Source organism: Chitinophaga sp. (genome assembly GCF_035538455.1).
Classification (GTDB): Bacteria; Bacteroidota; Bacteroidia; order Chitinophagales; family Chitinophagaceae; genus Chitinophaga.
This window is the reverse complement of the sequence record NZ_DATLKJ010000202.1, coordinates 1-18,988: the sequence shown is the minus strand read 5'-3', so window position 1 is coordinate 18,988 and position 18,988 is coordinate 1. Positions and strand designations below refer to the sequence as shown.

General features: G+C 48.3%; 14 protein-coding genes. 11 read left to right on the top strand and 3 right to left on the bottom strand.

Annotated elements, in window-relative coordinates:
• Positions 1–118 precede the first annotated feature (118 nt).
• Positions 119–2,074, bottom strand: a complete 1,956-nt coding sequence (locus tag VM802_RS24110) for an Ig-like domain-containing protein (protein WP_325535450.1) — start codon at positions 2,072–2,074, stop codon at positions 119–121.
• Between the two features lie 602 nt (positions 2,075–2,676).
• Here VM802_RS24110 and VM802_RS24105 point away from each other — a divergent pair.
• The 6 genes from VM802_RS24105 (at position 2,677) to VM802_RS24080 (ending at position 10,499) form a co-directional block, all read left to right on the top strand.
• The gene (locus VM802_RS24105) at positions 2,677–3,978 is read left to right on the top strand and encodes a hypothetical protein (RefSeq protein WP_325535448.1); all 1,302 of its coding nucleotides are present in this window, start codon (positions 2,677–2,679) and stop codon (positions 3,976–3,978) included.
• Positions 3,979–4,270: 292 nt separating this feature from the next.
• Positions 4,271–7,225, top strand: coding sequence for a SusC/RagA family TonB-linked outer membrane protein (locus tag VM802_RS24100; protein WP_325535446.1), 2,955 nt, complete (start codon positions 4,271–4,273; stop codon positions 7,223–7,225).
• A gap of 14 nt (positions 7,226–7,239) precedes the next feature.
• Positions 7,240–8,595 (top strand): RagB/SusD family nutrient uptake outer membrane protein, encoded by a 1,356-nt coding sequence (locus VM802_RS24095; RefSeq protein ID WP_325535444.1) that lies wholly within the window; start codon positions 7,240–7,242, stop codon positions 8,593–8,595.
• A 202-nt stretch (positions 8,596–8,797) separates the two neighbouring features.
• Positions 8,798–9,373, top strand: a complete 576-nt coding sequence (locus tag VM802_RS24090) for a Crp/Fnr family transcriptional regulator (RefSeq protein ID WP_325535442.1) — start codon at positions 8,798–8,800, stop codon at positions 9,371–9,373.
• Between the two features lie 69 nt (positions 9,374–9,442).
• Positions 9,443–9,883, top strand: coding sequence for a carboxymuconolactone decarboxylase family protein (locus VM802_RS24085; protein WP_325535440.1), 441 nt, complete (start codon positions 9,443–9,445; stop codon positions 9,881–9,883).
• Between the two features lie 142 nt (positions 9,884–10,025).
• Entirely contained in the window at positions 10,026–10,499 is a 474-nt protein-coding gene (locus VM802_RS24080) for an RDD family protein (protein WP_325535438.1), read from the top strand.
• A 124-nt stretch (positions 10,500–10,623) separates the two neighbouring features.
• Here VM802_RS24080 and VM802_RS24075 read toward each other — a convergent pair whose 3' ends face one another.
• Positions 10,624–10,998 (bottom strand): DUF6463 family protein, encoded by a 375-nt coding sequence (locus VM802_RS24075; protein ID WP_325535436.1) that lies wholly within the window; start codon positions 10,996–10,998, stop codon positions 10,624–10,626.
• A 213-nt stretch (positions 10,999–11,211) separates the two neighbouring features.
• Here VM802_RS24075 and VM802_RS24070 point away from each other — a divergent pair, with 213 nt between their 5' ends.
• From VM802_RS24070 to VM802_RS24050, 5 genes are all read left to right on the top strand, one after another.
• Entirely contained in the window at positions 11,212–11,976 is a 765-nt protein-coding gene (locus VM802_RS24070; protein ID WP_325535434.1) for a hypothetical protein, read from the top strand.
• A gap of 595 nt (positions 11,977–12,571) precedes the next feature.
• Complete coding sequence (locus VM802_RS24065) at positions 12,572–14,161, top strand: discoidin domain-containing protein (RefSeq protein WP_325535432.1); 1,590 nt, start codon at positions 12,572–12,574, stop codon at positions 14,159–14,161.
• A gap of 291 nt (positions 14,162–14,452) precedes the next feature.
• Positions 14,453–15,397 (top strand): EndoS/ChiA family endoglycosidase, encoded by a 945-nt coding sequence (locus VM802_RS24060; protein ID WP_325535429.1) that lies wholly within the window; start codon positions 14,453–14,455, stop codon positions 15,395–15,397.
• Between the two features lie 197 nt (positions 15,398–15,594).
• Positions 15,595–16,266 carry a potassium channel family protein gene (locus VM802_RS24055; RefSeq protein ID WP_325535428.1) on the top strand — a complete coding sequence of 224 codons (672 nt, stop codon included), beginning with the start codon at positions 15,595–15,597 and terminating at the stop codon, positions 16,264–16,266.
• Between the two features lie 31 nt (positions 16,267–16,297).
• A complete protein-coding gene (locus VM802_RS24050) occupies positions 16,298–17,302 on the top strand; it encodes a bestrophin family protein (RefSeq protein WP_325535426.1) in 1,005 nt (334 codons plus the stop codon).
• Between the two features lie 11 nt (positions 17,303–17,313).
• Here VM802_RS24050 and VM802_RS24045 read toward each other — a convergent pair.
• The coding region (locus tag VM802_RS24045; RefSeq protein WP_325535424.1) for an FtsX-like permease family protein at positions 17,314–18,988 on the bottom strand (1,675 nt) is incomplete at its 5' end.

Genomic DNA, 18,988 nt, shown 5'->3' with positions numbered 1-18,988 from the left:
CCTCCTGTTATTTACATCAGGAAAAGTGTAATTAATCCATCACGTCTTGTTGCCTTAAATTAAAACAGGAAGCCGTCTCTCTATTCGAAACGACTTCCTGTTTTTAACTACAACCATATCATTGCTGTAGAAATACCTTCCCTGAATAAATTTCTTTTCTGACAGTAATAACCTGAATGAAATACAAACCTGTAATTATTTGTTTCGAAAAACTCAGGCTGCTCTTCCTTAAGGTTTCCCGCTGTATTTCTCGACCATTCATATCTCTTATAATTACCAGACTACCAGTAATGTCATTATTACCTATAGCCAGCCAGATGTTTCCATGGCTGGGGTTCGGGAATATTTGCAGCCGTTTAAAAGTCATGTCTGGAAGCATACCTTCATTTTTTGAACGTAGCAAGACCAGTGCCGGGCAATTTTTTACAGTTACTTTCACGGATTTGCGCTCAGGATAATCACATACATATGCGGAAGTAACGTAGTAGGTTGTAGTAATGGGTGGGCTTACTTTATAGTAATTTCCGGTAAACAATAAATTGCCGGCACTGGGGGCATTATACCATCGTATTAAAGGTACATTGGTATCGGGTACATAAGCGTGTAACGTAATGCTGTCGCCCTTACAGATACTGACACTATCTGCATCAACACTAGGTAATACGGACGAAGCGCCAATAATAAATATCTGATGTACAGTATCTGATTTGCAGCTGTCAAGTGAGTTTACTGCCTGTACATAGATATCCCCCCGCATAAGATATCGCTGAGGTTGCATCACCGAAGTTATTGTATCCTTGTTAACAACAACAAAGGAAGTATCCAGCAGATTGGGATTTACAGAACTTGTATATTTCACCCGCACATTATAATTAATGCCTGTCTGATGATTTAATACTGGAAATTTCCGTACAGCGCCACATAAAAATCCTCCCGGAACAACATAATCCGGATCTGGTAATTTTGTTACGATCACCTTTACAGGTTTGCGTTGCGGATATTCGCAAGTAACGGATGCCGCAGCATAATACGTAGTAGTTATAGCTGGTTTTACTGTAAAATAGTTTCCGTTATGCAACAGATTTCCTCCTGTAGGTGCATCATACCAACTAATAATAGGGACATCTGTCAGGGGGATGTAGGCATGTAAAGTAGCACTTTTATCAAAACAAATAACCAGACTATCGGCATCCACTGACGGCAGTTTGCCGGCTGCGCCGAAAATAAGTGTTTTGTGAATGCTGTCTGACCTGCAACCTGTCAGGGCATCTACAGCCTGAATATACACCTCCACCTGCTGAGAACCATATGTATGATTGTTTACAACAACAACTGTGTTCGAATTATTCACTAAATAGGAAGTGTCTCGTACTGTACCGGTAAAATCTAAATATTTAACTTTTACATTATAATTAATGCCAGGCTGATAATTAGTGACACGTATTATTTCATTACTACAAACAACTCCCTGTGAGACCGTATATATCGGGTTTGCGGGTCTTGGATTTACTATAACCAACACTGCTTTACGAATACTTTTACATCCCCCGGCATTAGCTTCTGCATAATAAGTAGTAGTAGCCGCAGGTTTAACCATATAACGCTGACCAGTAGCTAAAAACGTTCCTCCGCTGGCTGCATCATACCACCGGATAGTTGCATTACTTGCGCCTGTAGCGGTTAGTGCTATAGAATCTCCGGAACAGACAGCAAAGCTATCTGCTGCAACAGGTGTTGTAACGCTGGGTTTGCGATAAGCATAATAGAGATGGAACGAGTTCAGTAATCCTAATAAAGTACTACTCAGGGTTATCTTAACACGATCAAAAGCATTAACCGGCTTAAGCATAATCTCCGCCCTTGTGTTGCTTTGCAGCAGACGTAAGCTGCTGCTGTCTGCTACATGTGCATCATTATTTGCAGTGGTTCCATTAAATGTTTGTACAGTAACTCCTCCGAAAAGGTTGAGAGAAAGTAAAGCATTGCTGCTGCCAATACCGATGATCAATGAGTCGCAACCAATTGTGCTGACCGTCGGGAAAATGAGCGTCTGATAAACAGTTGTACCCAGCAAACCAGCAGTAATATTAAAAACAGAATAATCGTTGAGATTGGCATTGTTTACAGGATTATCGGGATTGCTGACACCGCAGAGTAAACAGAGTCCGGTGATCCCATTTGTTTGGCTGCTGGCATACATTTGTGCATGCAAGCGGCCCGATGAAGAGCATAGAAAAGTTATGATAACCCATACGGCTATTTTGAATGAGTAAAATTTCGATTTCATTATTTATGTTTTAGTGGGGAGATTAGAATATCAGCTAACATTCATCCGTGTATCTCTGGCAAATAAAGCAATTGATAGATCTAATATTATTTCTGGATAAGCTTCTGCCTGATAATTCATTTCTTTTCATAGTAATTATTCTGAGGGTACTTAACAGGAATACCTGGCTAATGAATTACAAATAAGCAGTGCGGATGGCAAAAGCAAGCATGATACCCTAAATTAAGTAATGTAACTGCTATTTAAGCACCAATTATCTAAAAGCTCGTTCAAAAAATTTAGAGAAGAAACTTAGAAAAGAACAAATCGATCTATTAGTTTGGATTTATGAGAAACAAAGACAGGGAAGAAATAGATTAACCGATATTTCCCTACTTTTGATGCCATCTATGCGTATCATCCGTTTTTTATTCTTATTGTTAATCACCTGCCAGTGTGCATTTGCTACAGATACAGAACTGGCTGAGATCATGTCTTCCCTCACACCGGGACAGAAAACTTTCTTCTACCAATACGCCGTATTGCGTACCTATGCCGCTCCCGGAGAAGCAGAACGCTTCTGGTTGCAGCATGCGAAAGAAACAGGTAACATCACCCGCGAACAAGGCGCCCTGCTGGCACAGGAACTCCTGGTAAATACAAACCTGGAATATGCTGTAAAGCAACCCTCGCGGTTGCAGGCGCTGAGAGGCGTATTCACCGCTTCCCGGCTACTCACAGGCCTGGCGGCACTGGCGGGCGCTGTAGCCATTGTGTTGCTGCTGAAACGTTACTGGGATGCTATACTACAGGCGCTGATCCGCTACTTCTCTCCCCTGTTCCGCCGGCTGTTCTCGCCCCGCATGCTTACCTGGGAACTACTGCTGCTGTCCATCGTTAGCATCTGGTTAGGCCCACGTATAGGCGACACCGTAGTACGCACCATTATCATACATGCCGCCCTGTTTGTAGGGTGGGCGCAACTAACAGCCATCCTTACACGCAGATACCAGATCCACGACTATACAAATGCCGTCAGATACAGCCTGCGCCATGAAAGCAAACCACTGGAAGCATTCCTCCATGTCTCCGTTCCTGATCTCCTGACAACGGCTGCCGTAGCCTGGCTGATCAACGCATGCCCCGACAAATGGTATCCATATGAACTGATCATCCCCCTGATGACCGCCATCTTTACACTCCCGCCACTACGCACCATTGAAGCGCCACTCAGCAGAATACTCTTTCCGTTCAGCCACTACAGCATCCGGGCAAAAGATCAACGTGTAGCCGCCTACGTAGTCATCTCGCTGGCAGCCTGGGTTGTTATGCTGCTCCTCCCTGTTCAGGCTGCACCCACCCTGCTCATGCTCACAGGATTCCTCATCCTTGCATTCCTGATGCTGTCCATAGAAGACGTTACCCGCTGCGGCATCCGTAATTATAGCTGGATGCAGATTCTTACCGTAGCGTTCATTCTTGGGGTAATACTGGCCGGCTCACAAACCGGCTCACTGCCAGTTACCTGGACAGGCATGGGCGGTCTTATCCTCTACATCCTCATCCGCTACTGGGAACTGCCCAAACTAATGGGATGGTGGAAATGGAAAAACCGCGAAGCCTGGGGCCTCCTCGGTATGGCGTTACTGGTATGGGGGATCGCTTTGCTGATACGCCACAACCCCAGCTGGTTCATCTTCACCCACCAATAGCCTTTTCTTATGCACTGCTGCGCCAGCATAAAATTCTTTTAGTCCACAAATTTTGTAGACTTATAAAATTGCCCTAGTTTTGCCGCCAGGAAACGAAACTATGCACCAGAACAATTACTGTACATGCTGTAGCATAACAGCATAACCGGCTTCTCTTGTTGTTGCTGTCAATCCCACCATCAGCACAGCCAGCATCACGATCTGCTTCATGCTTTTTTCTTCCGTAACAACGGAACAGGGAATGTCATGTCCGTCAGTCAACCATACATTTTCAATAAACAGAACTATGCAAATGAAAAAAATGCTGCACTTCCTGTGCATGCTCCTGCTGTTATCACAGGCAATAGCAGCACAGGACAACGCCATCACCGGTCAGGTGAGATCAGCCACAGACGCCGCTCCGCTTCCGGGTGTCACCATTACCGTGAAAGGAAGTACTACCGGCGCCATCACAGATAATCAGGGCGCGTTCAGACTATCGCTCCCGCAAGGCACACATGTGCTCACCTTCAACTTCATCGGCTTCCTCCCACAGGATGTTAAGGTTACAGACAACCGGAAACTGCTCGTACAACTCACAGAGAATGTAAAATCACTCGACGCAGTAGTAGTATCCGGACTTGCCTCTGCCACCAAACGCGCCAACCTGGCCAATGCGGTGACTTCCATCTCTGCAAAAGAACTCACCGGCACTGCCACACCACAAACGCTCGATAATGCGCTCTACGGTAAACTCCCCGGCGCCGACATCAAAAGCAACAGCGGCGCCCCCGGCGGTGGCCTCTCCGTACAGCTGCGCGGTATCAGCTCCCTCCAGGGCGCTTCACAGCCGCTCTACATCATCGATGGTGTATACCTCAACAACAGCGTAATACGCACCGGAAGATCCACCATCACCGGCGCAGGCGGCAAAGATGAAGACGATGCTGCTAACAGGCTGGCCGACATCAACCCCGATGATATCGCCACCGTGGAAGTATTGAAAGGCGCCTCTGCATCCGCCATCTATGGTGCCCGCGCCAATGCCGGCGTTATCATCATCACCACCAAAAAAGGAAAAGCAGGACGCACCCGTGTAAGCCTGGGCCAGGAAATCGGCTTCGCCAGAATACAACACTACATAGGCAGCGCCCCCTGGGATGAAAACAAAATACGCCAGTTCTTCCCCACTTCCCGCCAGGAACAGGAAATACAGCGCTACCACAACGCACTCGCCAACGGCGGCCCCTTCAATTATGAAAAGATGTTGTACGGCGAAACACCACTGCTCACCAACACACATCTCAATATCTCCGGCGGAACAGAGAAAACAAAGTTTTACGTTTCCGGTAACCTGTCAAAAGAAAACGGCATCATCAAACATACCGGCTTCGCACGCAGATCCATCCGCCTCAACCTCGATCACCAGCTGAGCACACACATCAGCTTTTCCATCAACTCAAACTATATCAACAGCAACACCGACAGAGGCTTTACCGGCAATGAAAACAACGCCGGCGCCAGCCTTGGCTATATCATCGGCTACACTCCCAACTATTTCAACCCATTCCCGGATGCCGCAGGCAACTACCCCGACAATCCGTACCCGGAATCCGAAAATCCACTGGCACTCCGCGACAAAGCAATCAACAACGCTAACGTGAACCGCTTCATACAGTCAGGCAAACTGAATATCCAACTCCTCAGCAATGCCCGCAGCAGCCTCTCCGTAGCCGTACAAGGCGGCGTCGATTACCTCAGCAGCCGCACGAAAGTATACTTCCCCGACGATCTCCAGGCGCAACGCAGTGAAGCTTATCCCGGCGACATCGTACTAGGGCAGGAAAACGCTATCAACACCAACCTGCAGGCCTTCCTCCTCTATCAGCAGACAGTCGGTAAAATCAACTTCAGCACACAGGCCGGAACCGTATTCCTGGAAACAAAATCCAATAGCACACTTAACCGCGGACAGGGACTCGTAGCCAAACAACAGAATATCTCACAGGCAGCCGTACAATCACTGTTGCAACAATACGATCAGCAAGTAAGAGATGCCGGTATCGTGGCACAGGAAGAAGTGAACTTCGACGATAAACTGATCACCACACTCGGCGTACGTTTCGATAAATCAACACTCAACGGCGACGCAAACAAATACTACGCTTTTCCCAAAGCATCCGTAGCGCTGAATGTCAACAAATTCAGCTTCTGGAAATCACACACCATCTCACAACTTAAACTGAGAGCTGCTTACGGACAAACCGGCGGCCTCGCTTCCTTTGGCGATACTTACAGCTCTCTCCTCCCCGCCATCAACGGCGGACTGATAGGCTCCAAAGTATCAGGTGTTGCAGGCAACCCGGATCTTAAACCGGAACGCGCCGGAGAACTGGAACTAGGTATCGACGCCGGCTTCTTCAACAACCGCCTCAACGTTGAAGGTACTTATTACAGTAAGCGTGTCACTGACCTGATACAGAATCTTACCCTCGCTTCTTCCACCGGCATCACCACCAAGAAAATCAACGCTGCCGAACTGGTGAACAAAGGCGTGGAAATAGCCGTCAGCGGTGTCCCCGTATCCACACGCAACCTGACCTGGACCAGCCGCCTCCTCTTCTGGAAAAATACCAGCAAGCTCACAAGACTGGATGTACCTTCTTATACAATGGGTTCCTATGGTCCTACCTTTGGCACTTACCTCATCCGGAAAGGCTATTCACCTACCACCATCGTAGGCGTGCCTCAAACAAAACCGGGAGAATACACCTTATACGGTAATTCACAGCCCGATTTCCAAAGCTCTCTTTACAACGATATACAGTTCCTCCACAACTTCAACTTCTCGTTTCTGCTACACTGGAAAAAAGGCGGCGACCTGCTGAACATCACACTGTATAACACAGACAACGGCGGTACTACCAAAGACTGGAACGACGATTATAACCACAACGGCGTACCTAACGGGAAAGACAGACAAGGCGCCGGTGCAGGCGTATACGTGCAGGATGCAGGTTACCTCCGCCTCCGCGAAGTAAGCCTCAGCTATACCCTCCCGAAGTCTTTAATCAGCGGTGCTTTCAGAAATGTTGTAGAGCAGGTGAAAATCGGCGTATCCGCCACCAACCTGTTTACAATCACCAGCTACCCCGGCTATGATCCGGAAGCATCCAACTTCGGAACACAGGCCATCAACGCAGGAACAGACCTCTTTCAATATCCGTCTTCCAAACGTATCCTGTTTAATGTGAAAGTAGATTTCTAATTTCTTAAATACTGATGATGAAAAATAAAATCACTACGCTATTTATACTTGCTGCAATGACACTGGGTTCCTGCAAACTGGACCCTGTTGCAGATCCCAACAACCCCTCCGTAACAAGTGTTACCACCAACGCCTCCCGCAATCAGCTGCAAAGCCTGGTTACCGGCCTGGAAGCACGCAGCAGGGAATACCTCTTCACCGCCTCCATCGCGTTTGGCACATTCGGCAGGGAGGTATGGTATTTCAACTCAGCTGATTCAAGAAACGTACAGTTCTGGCTGGGCCAGGGCGGCCGCAAACCAGACGCCAACTTCTACGGCGTCTTCACGGCATATGCAGCGCCTTACCAAACCATCAAACAGGCAAATGTACTCATCAGCGCAGTCAACAACACCCATACAATCGGTGACGCCGAAAAGCCCGCCTACATCGGGTTCGCACTTACCATACAGGGATACCAGTATCTTATTCCCGCCAACAGTCAATATAAAAGCGGCATACGCATACAGGTAAACGATGAACTGAATCCCGGCGCCTTCGTGACTTACGAAGAAGCATTAAAAGCCATCAGGAATGTGCTGGACAGTGGTTACAAAGCATTAACACAGGCTGGCAACACGCTGCCATTCAGGCTTACAGCCGGGTACAGTAACTACAGCACACCCGCCGGGCTGGCAAAAATCAACCGTGCTCTCGCCGCCCGCACCGCCATTTACCAGCAGGACTGGCAGGGCGCACTGGATGCACTCTCCGGCTCCTTCTTTGATCTGAACGGCAACCTGCAAGCCGGACCCGCTCACATATACGGCGCGCCGCCGGATGGATTCAACCCGCTCTACTACCTGCCGGATGGCAGTTTCAGCGGGATACCCGTAGTACATCCCTCTCTTGTTGCAGATGCATTGCCCGGCGATAAAAGAGTAACAGAGAAATTCTTTGTAAGAAAACAACCACTGATCAATACCGTAGGTGCGGTACCGTTATCCAGCCAGTACCAGGACAAACGCTGGATACAGAATACAAGCCCCATTCCCTACATCCGGAATGAAGAGCTGGTACTCATCTATGCAGAAGCCAAAGCACAACTGCATCAACCACAGGACGCTGTTGCAGCAATTAACCGCATACGTGCCGCTGCAGGTCTGCCGGCTTACACCGGCGCACAGGATACACCAGCCCTCATCACAGAAATACTGTTCCAGCGCAGGTACTCATTGTGGTTTGAACCTGCCGGCCATCGCTGGATAGACCTCCGCCGCTACAACCGGCTCAATGAAATCCCCGTAGCACTCGACCAGGGCAGCGTCTTCACACAACTCGAAAGACCCGCCGATGAAGTCAACTGGGATATTTACAAAGGCGGCAGGTAATTTCTCGCAAAGGCGCAAAGAGAGCAAAGGATATTTTTAAGTTAGCAAAGAGCTCTTTGATAGTCCGTAAATATTGTCGGGCACTATTAAATAGTCTTAATAAACTTAAAATATCCTTTGCTCTCTTTGCTCTCTTTGTGCCTTTGCGAGAAACCCTCGCTGGTAAATATTACCTTTGGCAGGAATAAATTGCAAGACGTATATGCATGAAAACCTGCTTCAGCACATCAGCAAATTTGTGTCGCTCACGGAAAACGACCAGCAACTGCTGATCGCTAAGATGCAGTTCTTGAAAGTCAGGAAAAAAGGATACCTGCTGAAACCGCAACATATCTGCGACGGACGCTATTTCGTCGTATCCGGATGCTTGAGGCAATACGTGCTGAAAGACAATGGCGGCGAACAGATCATTCAGTTCGCTATTCCCGGCTGGTGGATGTCTGACCATCATAGCTTCGAAAGTAAAAAGCCTTCTTTCTATTACATACAGGCCACGGAAGACACAGAAATAGCAATGATGGATCTGGCCGCACAGGAAATATTATTCAGGGAAATACCCGCACTGGAAACCTACTTCAGACTCGTGCTCCAACGTGCCTACGACGCCTCCCTCACAAGGATGTATTACATGTTCTGCAAAAGCGGTGAGGAACGTTACCATAACTTCGCCCGCTCCTTCCCTGAATTTGTACAGCAGGTGCCGCAATATATGCTCGCCTCCTTCCTGGGACTTACCCCCGAATTTATCAGCACCGTGAGAAGTAAAAAAAACAAATGAATTTCTTAAAGTACTTCAATTTTTCAGGTCAGCTACCCAGGTAATTTTGTTGTATCAAAAAACAAAATTATGAGCAACAGAATCCGTATTAAAGAAGTGGAACCCGAAGCCTACAAAGTGATGTATGCGTTCGAAAACTATCTGGCCACCACTAAGTTAACACCCATCCAGCACGAGCTTATCAGGATCAGAACAGCCCAACTCAACGGCTGCTCCTATTGCATAAATGCACACACCAGAGACGCCCGGAAACTGGGAGAAACAGAACAACGGCTCTATGCGCTTACAGCATGGCGCGAAACACCTTTCTTTACCGAAGAAGAGCAAGCCATACTGGCAATGACCGAAGAAATCACCCTCATCCATAACGGCCTCTCTGACGCCACCTACGAAGCCGCCGCCCGCCTCTTCGATCCGCAAACACTCGCCCAGCTGATCATGGCCATCATCGCCATCAACGCCTGGACAAGAATCGGCGTATCCACCCGCATGACACCCCCTAAGAACTAAAAAAATACGCCCCTGCCCACCTCAGATGGACAGGGGCGTATATGCATTGCCGTTATACCCCGCCGGAATTCTTCACTCGATAATCTCTTATTAAAACTGAAAACCTATCTTCGTCCCAGCTATTCTGTAAAAAGCTATACTTATGGAACTAACCGACAATTTCCTCCAGGAGGAATACCACCTGGTCATGGCCAGCACAGGCAAACGGCTGGCTAATTACCTCATTGACATGCTCGTCTTCTACGCATTTATCTTCCTGCTCTTCATGATGCTGGCAGTTGTCAATCCCTACGTAATGGCACTATTCGACGACGAAAGCCCCGGCTTTAAATACCTGGACAGGCTCCTTGGATTAGTGCTATATGGCCTCTTCATGGGGCTCGTAGAAGGCCTGTTCAAAGGCAGAAGCCTCGGTAAACTGATCACTGGCACCAGAGCCGTAAACAATGACGGTACAGAAATCAGCTTCGCTACCGGCTTTAAAAGAGGACTCTCCCGGATGGTGCCTTTTGAAGTATTCAGCGCCTTTGGCAATCCCTGCCACCCCTGGCACGACAAATGGACCCAAACAGAAGTAGTAGTATTAAAAGAATCTGTACTTCCAGAGAATAATTAATATTGAGGGATTTTGTGATGTAGGAATTTGAAAGGCAAGTTTTTTATTATAAAAAATCAATAAATATTGATCTCTGCTGCATTTCAAATACCTACATCACAAAATCTCAAAATCTCAAAATCCCTCAATAAAAAGAGGATGGCCTGAAAACCTTTCTGCTTCTCCATATAACACCGCCTGTCGGGATCAGCAACAACCACCAGCCAGACACTGGCATTATACATACGGCTACTATCACCATAGCCAGCATACCCCATCCCAGAAAATCAGGTAATGCACGCTGCTCCCGCTCCGCACGCTGAATCAACCCACCCACTATCATCATCATAAAGCCTGAAATAATAAACCAGAAAGCGGCTTCCCGGTCCCACTCCCCATGGATGCTATTCAGCAACCCCTCAGAAAAAATAGCCTGCAATACCTTCCGGAAAAGAAAAATACCCACCACATTATGAATGATGCCGATGATGATCACGGCCCTTCCTATCCATGGTTTCATAAGAAATGTTTTTTGAATGATAAGTATAGAAGATGTTGAAAATTGTTATCGCAAATCTACGTAAACCATTCCGAATTTTCAAAAAATACTGAAAATTCGGAATAGTCAGGTCACACAATATCACACGCCCCGTCGCAATAAACATCCGGTACAATACGCATAACCATGGCGCACTGGAAATCTTATCTTTAAGTAAGATCAATATCTTTTGTAATGGCAAAGCAAACTTCTATCCTCACCTTCACGGGCAAGCTTGGCAACCTGATAGGTTACCGCCGCAATAGCGAATACTTTGTTCGCAGCATGCCCGCAAATGTCCGGCAAACAACCGCTACCCGCCGCGCCGCACAACGATTCGGCATGGCCAGCAAAAACGGAGCGCTCATCCGCAACGCCTTCACCGGCAAGCTCGATGTTCACTACGACAGCGGACATATCAACCGGCTCACCAGCGCCCTCATTCCCTCCGCCGGCAGGGACACCAACAGCCTCACCAGCTTCCGGTTCAACCGGCAGACAGGAACAGACAAGTTCCTCGTATCAGCGCCCAGGCTTTCCCGGAACGGTATACTCCATATTCCGCCGCAAACATTGCCTGTATACAAAGGCATCAGTGCCCTGGAAATAAAAGTGATCGCCGCCCGTATCCATTTCGCCACACACCAGGTAACCGGTACCGAAAGCGCCGCATTCACCGTAAAAACCGGAGAGCCTTTTGAAGGCGCAGCCTGCGATGTAGACATCCCCGGCAAAGGAACACTGGTGGTCATCCTCCAAATAAGAGCCCTCCTGGATGATGTTCCCTCCCGTAACGCAAAGTACCTCGCCGCCGATATTATTGCCGTACAGCCTCCACAAACGCAGCAGCCCCTCCATAAACCAACCCGTCAGCAACACCCTGGGCTAAGGCCGGCGCCTGAAAGAATAGCAGCCGCCGCACCAGTCTTCTACCTTCCTCCCATCATCCAAAGGGAATAAACCCCCTCCCGCCTGACAACCAGATATTGATGATCAAACATAACTACCATTAAACCTTACACTCCACACACCTGCCCGCAGATTAAACCTGCGGTTACCTTTGCATGTGTCTCATCTGCCGCCCGTCTCTTCTCTGACATACGCTACCGCCGCCGCACATCCGTAACACACCTCCGCATCAAGTCCACCTTTACTCCCATATTACTATACGTATGATAGCAGTATCCCAGGTATATACCGCCTGAAAGCCCCTTCCTGATGGCGCATTTACATCCCACGGGAAATAAATCACAGTTTTATTTGTTTATATAATCGTTACGCGTTAATTTGACACTTAATACAGTGAGCAATTAATTACATCAACCAAGCTGATTATTGTTGAAGGCATAAGAGCGGAATATCCACTTCCCAACACGTTACCCGTGTTTCCGGTTCATGTTTTATTCTCACCACTTTAGTTTATGTCGGGAGTAGTGTATACCATCAGGGTATAACCGTCTGCCTTTAAGGAGTGTTCTGTTTAATGTTCTGCTGACAGCAGGACACAGTACTGTTTTATCCGTAACCGTAAATATTAACCTTAAACCACACCACTATGAAAAAAAAGTTGTTACTGCTGATGCTTCCTGTAATAGGAATGGTCGCATGTCAGAAAAACCTGTCGGAAGTTATTTCTCCTCCACAGACAGACACCACGGTCGTTTCCGGCAACTATAGCAGCAACCATATTCACAACCTGAACATCATCTATTTCGTACCAAATGACCTCGACACACTACCCGGTTACCAGACCCGCCTGAGTAAACTCATGCTATGGGGACAGAACTGGTACAAAAGTGAAATGGCCCGCAACGGCTACCCCGGTAAAACGTTCGGCATGTTCGTCAGCAACGACAGCCTCGTAAAAATCATTACCATACGCGGTTCCAAGCCTAAAGCCAGCTATCCGTATTCCGGTGGCTCCGGCGCCATGTCCGCAGAAATCAAGGCTTACTTTACCGCGCATCCTGAAGAACAAACCAGTGAACACACACTCGTAATCATACCACGCTACGAATTCAAACCCGATGGAACACCCAGTGGCGGCCCATTCTATGGCACAGGCAGATGGTGCTATGCACTCGACTACGAAGGCATGGACATCAAAAACCTCGGCAAATCAGACACAGAAGGCAATCGCTTCAGCGTATGGTTCGGCGGTATGATGCATGAACTGGGACATGGCCTCAACCTCCCCCACAACTGCCAGAAAGTTTCCGAAAACGCCACCCTCGGCATGGCGCTCATGTGGGCCGGCAACGGTACCCTCGGCAAAAGCCCCACCTTCCTCACCGCCACAGATGCTGCTATTCTGAATGTGAACCAGGTATTCAATAAAGACAACCACACTTACTACGGTCCGGTAAAAGCCAAACTGGATCGCATCCACGCTGCATACAACGATGTAAAGAAAGCCATCGTGGTATCCGGACGATTCACCTCCGATGTAAAAGTAAACAGCGTAGTATATTACAACGATCCCAACGTAAATAACGAAGGCACCGGCGTTAACCGCGACTACAACGCCGTTACCTGGGAATCCAAAGCCATCGGTGCCGACAGCTTCTACGTAGAAATGCCCATCTCAGAATTCAAGTATAAAGATGGCAGTCCTTACGAACTGAAAGTTAAACTGGTGCACGACAACGGCAACGTAACAGAAACCATCTACAACTACGAGTTTGTGGGCGGTATCCCTGTGCTTAATTTCAGCACCCGTGATGAAATCAGCAAACAGGGCTGGAACGTTGCTTCCTTCAGCTCTGAAGAAACAGCCAGCGAAAGTGGCGCTGCCATCAACGTCATCGACAACAACAATACTACCTACTGGCACTCCCGCTGGTCCAGCAGCGCAGCCGTTTATCCGCACGAACTCGTAGTGGATATGGGCGCCGCTAAAACAGTAAAGGGCCTGAGCTACACCCACCGCTCAGGACTGTCAAGGGCCGTAAAAGATATAGAACTGCTGTATAGCAACGATGGCGTAAACTTCACCTCCGCAGGCAATTTCGTCGTGCCCAAAGTGAACGGACCGCAGTACCTGGATTTCAGCACAACACTGTCATTCCGTTACTTCAAACTGATCGCCAAAACCGCCTACGACGGCACCCAGTTCGCCGCCATCGCGGAACTGGGGATGTACTGATTTATGTAGTTATTTAGGTATTTAGGTATGTGGTTATGTTGCTATTTAAAATGCAGCGGAGAATATGTTTTGTTTATTTTTATATTGACCAAACACTATCTCCGCTGCATTTTAAATAGCAACATAACCACATACCTAAATACCTAAATATTTCTCCTCCGGATACTCCTTCCCTCCCTTCTCTTCGTCTTTATCATTACAGACTGCCAGACGCACATTTATCACTATAGGTTAACCGTTGATTCGTTTGTTTATCCATTATCCGCATTTTATCACCTTAAAATTTCACCGATGAAAACGAAGAGAAATTCCCGTTTCCCGCTGCTGGCCGGCCTTGCACTCTTGTTGCTCGCAACGGCCTGTTCTAAAGAGAATTCCGCGAAACAAGATCTGTCGGAACTTGATGGCAACAAAGCACTTACAGCGATGTCCCTTGCCGCTACCGCTACGTCACCCTTCGTGCCTAAAGTGGCCGCCTACTGGCTGCCCTACGCCGGCGCCGACGACGTGATGCCACTGAAAGACATCCCTAAGACCATACCACTGGCAATTCTCTTCGCCGGCGGCCTGCACGACAGTACCGGCACACAGGTGATAGACACCCGCCTGATGACTTCCACCGGCAAGAATTTCAATAAAATACTGGATACTGCACACATACTTCAAAGCCAGGGCTTTAAAGTAACCGTATCCCTGTTCATGCCCAATGACTACAACACCACCATCCCCTACGACAGCGTGGCGCTTGCCGCCAGGAAACTGGTAGTAGACACCTGGAAACTGGATGGTATCGACCTTGATATTGAAGGCCGCAGCAGCTCCGTACTAACCAACGATATCAACATGACCAAAAGCCTCTCAAAGTATTTCGGGCCGCTGTCCGGTACCGGTAAAATACTTTCTGCGGTGGTATATATGTCAGATGGCTTCAATGTGCTGAAAGGTACAAAGGGATGCTTCGACTACGTAGCCACCATGAACTACTGGGCAGTAAGCTCCGGTTCCAATCAAAGCACATTCACCAGCATCGTCAATGCAGGCGTTCCGGTGAATCAGATCCTGTTCGGCGTATCAGCGGAAGCCAGCTTCCGCAGCACCTCCACAGGGCCTAATGTGAAGGCGTCTACGCTGTGGCAGCCCACACAAGGCAAAAAGGGAGGCATGATGATATTCGATCTCGGTGGCGACTATGTGAAGGGCTTCCCCATCACGGATACCATTGTAAAGTATCAGTAATAGCCGTTAACTGTCAGGTGTTAGCCAGACAGCTAACACCTGACAGTTATTCTCTGGAAAGTTCACCATATGCAGTGTTTCAACGCACCCTATCTTTATTCCGGGATTTAATTATATTTGGATGGATTAACCTGTTATACCCCGCTATCCTGTTGCGCGGGAACTGGTGAATGTTCATCTTTACTGTATTGTCATACATGAAGCATATTATAGCTTTTCTGCGAAAACAGAAATATGAAGTGTTACTGGCGGCACTACTGCAGCACCTTTTCATCGGTATTTTTCTTTCCGACCTCCCCTTCTATACGCATGTAATATGGCCCGTCAATATGATTATACTGGGGCTGGCCAGCGTGAGCGTATTTGTCGGGAAAAGCAGGTGGAAAAGCATCACCCGGTATGTGCTGTTCATAGCCGTAGTAGCGTTACCGTTATGTCTCCCGCTGATCAGGAATATCAGGGGGTTCATGCCCTACCTGTGTACTGCCTATGTGATATTCTATATCTTCATCTTCTGGGAGATTATGCGCTTCCTCGTGAAGCCGGGTTACATCAATACAGACATCATCTCCGCTGCTGCATGCGGCTACCTGCTGCTGATAGAGATCAGCGTATTCCTGTTGCAGTCGCTGTTATACCGCGATCCAACCGTATTCAAAGGCGTGGACATTTCAGGTCCCGCAGCCACCTATATGGACCTGGTCTACTTCTGTAGCATCACAATCACCAGCATTGGCTTCGGCGACATTGTACCCAATACAGCTTGCACCAAACTGATCACATCCCTGTTCGGTATCGCGGGGCAGTTCTATACTGTAGTACTGGTCGGCATCCTCATCAGTAAATTTTCGTCCCGTACCAGCAGTTGATTTTATTCATCATCCAACAAAAACACATTACATGTTTACAGGACGGAATTACAAGATCCGCGAATTTTTGATCTGGACCCGCAGAGACATCCTTAAACTGATGCTGATAGCCGCTATTCCTACCCTGCTATATCAGCTGGCCGGCTGGAAATGGGTAGGCATCCCCTGGGTGCCGATTGCCCTGATAGGCACCGCCGCCGCCTTTATTGCCGGATTCAAAAACACCCAGAGCTACAACCGGATGTGGGAAGCCCGGACCATCTGGGGCGGTATTGTAAACAGCAGCCGCGCCTGGGGGATAATGGTAACCGGGTATATCAGGAACGCCAATAACGAAGAAGAACAACGGCTACACCGTACCTTCATCTACCGGCATATCGCCTGGATGACCGCGTTGCGCTTCCAGCTGAGAGAATCGCGCAGCTGGGAAAATATCAAAACCAAAGCCTACAACATCTCCTACACAAAATTCTACCATGTGCAGGAATGGGAAAACAACCTGGAAGATGAACTCACACCTTTCCTGTCCGACAGCGAGAAAGCTTACATCCTCCAAAGGAAGAACCGCGCCACACAACTGATTGCGCTGCAATCCGATCACCTGAAAGAACTGAATGCCACCGGTAAACTCGATACGCTCTGTTATGTAGAGATGGAAAATATGCTGAAAGAACTCTACGAACAACAGGGTAAATGTGAACGCATCAAGAACTTCCCCTATCCACGGCAGTTTGCAAGTATCAATCTGTTCTTCATCCGGCTCCTGACCTACTCGCTCCCTTTCGGCCTGCTGAATGAATTTGCAAAGCTCGGGGAACACGGCGCATGGCTGACCATCCCGTTTACTGTAGTAGTAGGCTGGGTATTCACGTCCCTGGAACAAGTGGGTGAAAGCACAGAGAATCCCTTTGAAGGCGGCGCCAACGATGTACCCATCACTTCTATGAGCCGGACCATAGAGATAGACCTCCGGGAGATGCTGGGCGAAAAAGAGCTACCTGCACCGGTTCCTGCTATGAACAATATTCTGATGTAAATGTCCGCAGGCTAATTGCCTTTCAGACTGGCTGCAGGATTGACCACAGCCGCCTTCACGGACTGATAGGAAATGGTGATCAGCGCAATGAAAACAGCAATGAGTCCCGCTGCCGCAAATACCTGCCAGCCCATATTTACACGGTAGGCAAAATCCTGCAGCCACTTGCCCATAATATACCATGCCAGCGGCACCGCAATAATAATAGCAATGATCACCAGCGAGATAAAGTCTTTTGCCAGCAGCTGAATAATGCTGACAATACTGGCTCCCAGCACTTTCCTGACACCAATCTCACGGGTACGCACCTGCGCCGTGTAAGTGGCGAGTCCCAATAATCCCAGGCAGGAGATCAGGATAGCGATGCCCGCAAACAAAGAGAATAATGAGCCGGTACGCTGCTCAGACCTGTACAGCTGGTTGAATACCTCATCGAGAAAGTCATAGCGGAATGGGTAATCACCGTTGTAACGGCGGAAGATCTTATTGACGGCCCCTATAGCGGCAGCAGCGTCTTTACCACTGGTGCGCACGTACATCAGCTCGCATTCATGGGGAAAGCTATACAACACAGCAGGACCTATCTTCTCTTTCATAGAAGTAAAATGAAAGTCGCTGATAACGCCCGTCACAGTACCTTGGATACCCCACAGTGCAAAACGCTTACCTATAGGGTCTTTCATCCCGATCTCCTTCACCGCCGCTTCATTCAGGATGTAATGCCCCGAATCAGCGGCGCCCCCCCTGAAAGGCTGTCCCTCTTTCAGCTTCATTTTAAAGAAGGGAATGAAACTTTTATCTACCGACATCGGATGCACGATAAATGTCTGGTTGGCTGCTTTGCCATCCCAGTCGCTGTTTCCGGTGATATTGCCCATTGCCACAATGTTGCCATTGGCCCTGGTAATATCCTGTATCCCGGGTTGCTTCAACAATTCGTCCTTCACAACCTCATAGTGATCCTTCATGTTGCGCATGGAGAAAGTAAACACATAGCTTTTATCATAGCCCAGTTCCTTTGACTGAATATATTGCAGTTGTCTGCCAATGACCAGCGTACCGGTTATCAGAATCACCGAAAATACAAATTGCGTTACCACCAGTCCCTTTCTGAATGCAGCATTGCCCATGCCCGCAGTAAGCCTTCCCTGCAAGGCTCTCAGCGGTTCAAAAGAAGAGAGCAGCAGAGCCGGATATATACTCGATGCAGCGAGTGTGCCTGCAAACGTGATCAACAACAGCAACCATACCTGTCTATCTGCCAGGTTAAACACCAGCTCCTTGCCCGACAACAGATTGAAGGCAGGCAACAGTACATGAATCAATAATAGTGACAACGCCACTGCGAATAGAAACAGCAGCAGTGTTTCAATGATAAACTGCATGAACAGCTGGCTCCTCGCCGCGCCTATCACCTTACGCATGCTCACTTCCCTGGAACGCAGCGTAGCTCTCGCCGTGGAGAGGTTCACATAATTGATACAGGCGATCACCAATATCAGCAACGCCACCACGATAAAAATCTTCACTGTTTCCATCCCGCCCGGCGAACCATCCGGGTTGTGCAGGTGCAGCTCCTTCAATGGCTGAAAGAGATACTCCACGTCTGTATCTTCTGCCTTATGCCGGAGATGTATCTTGTAGAGTTTATCCGAGAGGCTTTTGAAAGGAGCATCTGGCTTTATC

What these genes read in the sequence shown, in the direction of transcription:
- VM802_RS24105 (WP_325535448.1), top strand. Translation starts at nt 2,677, where the DNA reads ATGCGTATCATCCGTTTTTTATTCTTATTGTTAATCACCTGCCAGTGT.
- VM802_RS24100 (WP_325535446.1), top strand. Translation starts at nt 4,271, where the DNA reads ATGAAAAAAATGCTGCACTTCCTGTGCATGCTCCTGCTGTTATCACAG.
- VM802_RS24095 (WP_325535444.1), top strand. Translation starts at nt 7,240, where the DNA reads ATGATGAAAAATAAAATCACTACGCTATTTATACTTGCTGCAATGACA.
- VM802_RS24090 (WP_325535442.1), top strand. Translation starts at nt 8,798, where the DNA reads ATGCATGAAAACCTGCTTCAGCACATCAGCAAATTTGTGTCGCTCACG.
- VM802_RS24085 (WP_325535440.1), top strand. Translation starts at nt 9,443, where the DNA reads ATGAGCAACAGAATCCGTATTAAAGAAGTGGAACCCGAAGCCTACAAA.
- VM802_RS24080 (WP_325535438.1), top strand. Translation starts at nt 10,026, where the DNA reads ATGGAACTAACCGACAATTTCCTCCAGGAGGAATACCACCTGGTCATG.
- VM802_RS24075 (WP_325535436.1), bottom strand. Translation starts at nt 10,998, where the DNA reads ATGAAACCATGGATAGGAAGGGCCGTGATCATCATCGGCATCATTCAT.
- VM802_RS24070 (WP_325535434.1), top strand. Translation starts at nt 11,212, where the DNA reads ATGGCAAAGCAAACTTCTATCCTCACCTTCACGGGCAAGCTTGGCAAC.
- VM802_RS24065 (WP_325535432.1), top strand. Translation starts at nt 12,572, where the DNA reads ATGAAAAAAAAGTTGTTACTGCTGATGCTTCCTGTAATAGGAATGGTC.
- VM802_RS24060 (WP_325535429.1), top strand. Translation starts at nt 14,453, where the DNA reads ATGAAAACGAAGAGAAATTCCCGTTTCCCGCTGCTGGCCGGCCTTGCA.
- VM802_RS24055 (WP_325535428.1), top strand. Translation starts at nt 15,595, where the DNA reads ATGAAGCATATTATAGCTTTTCTGCGAAAACAGAAATATGAAGTGTTA.
- VM802_RS24050 (WP_325535426.1), top strand. Translation starts at nt 16,298, where the DNA reads ATGTTTACAGGACGGAATTACAAGATCCGCGAATTTTTGATCTGGACC.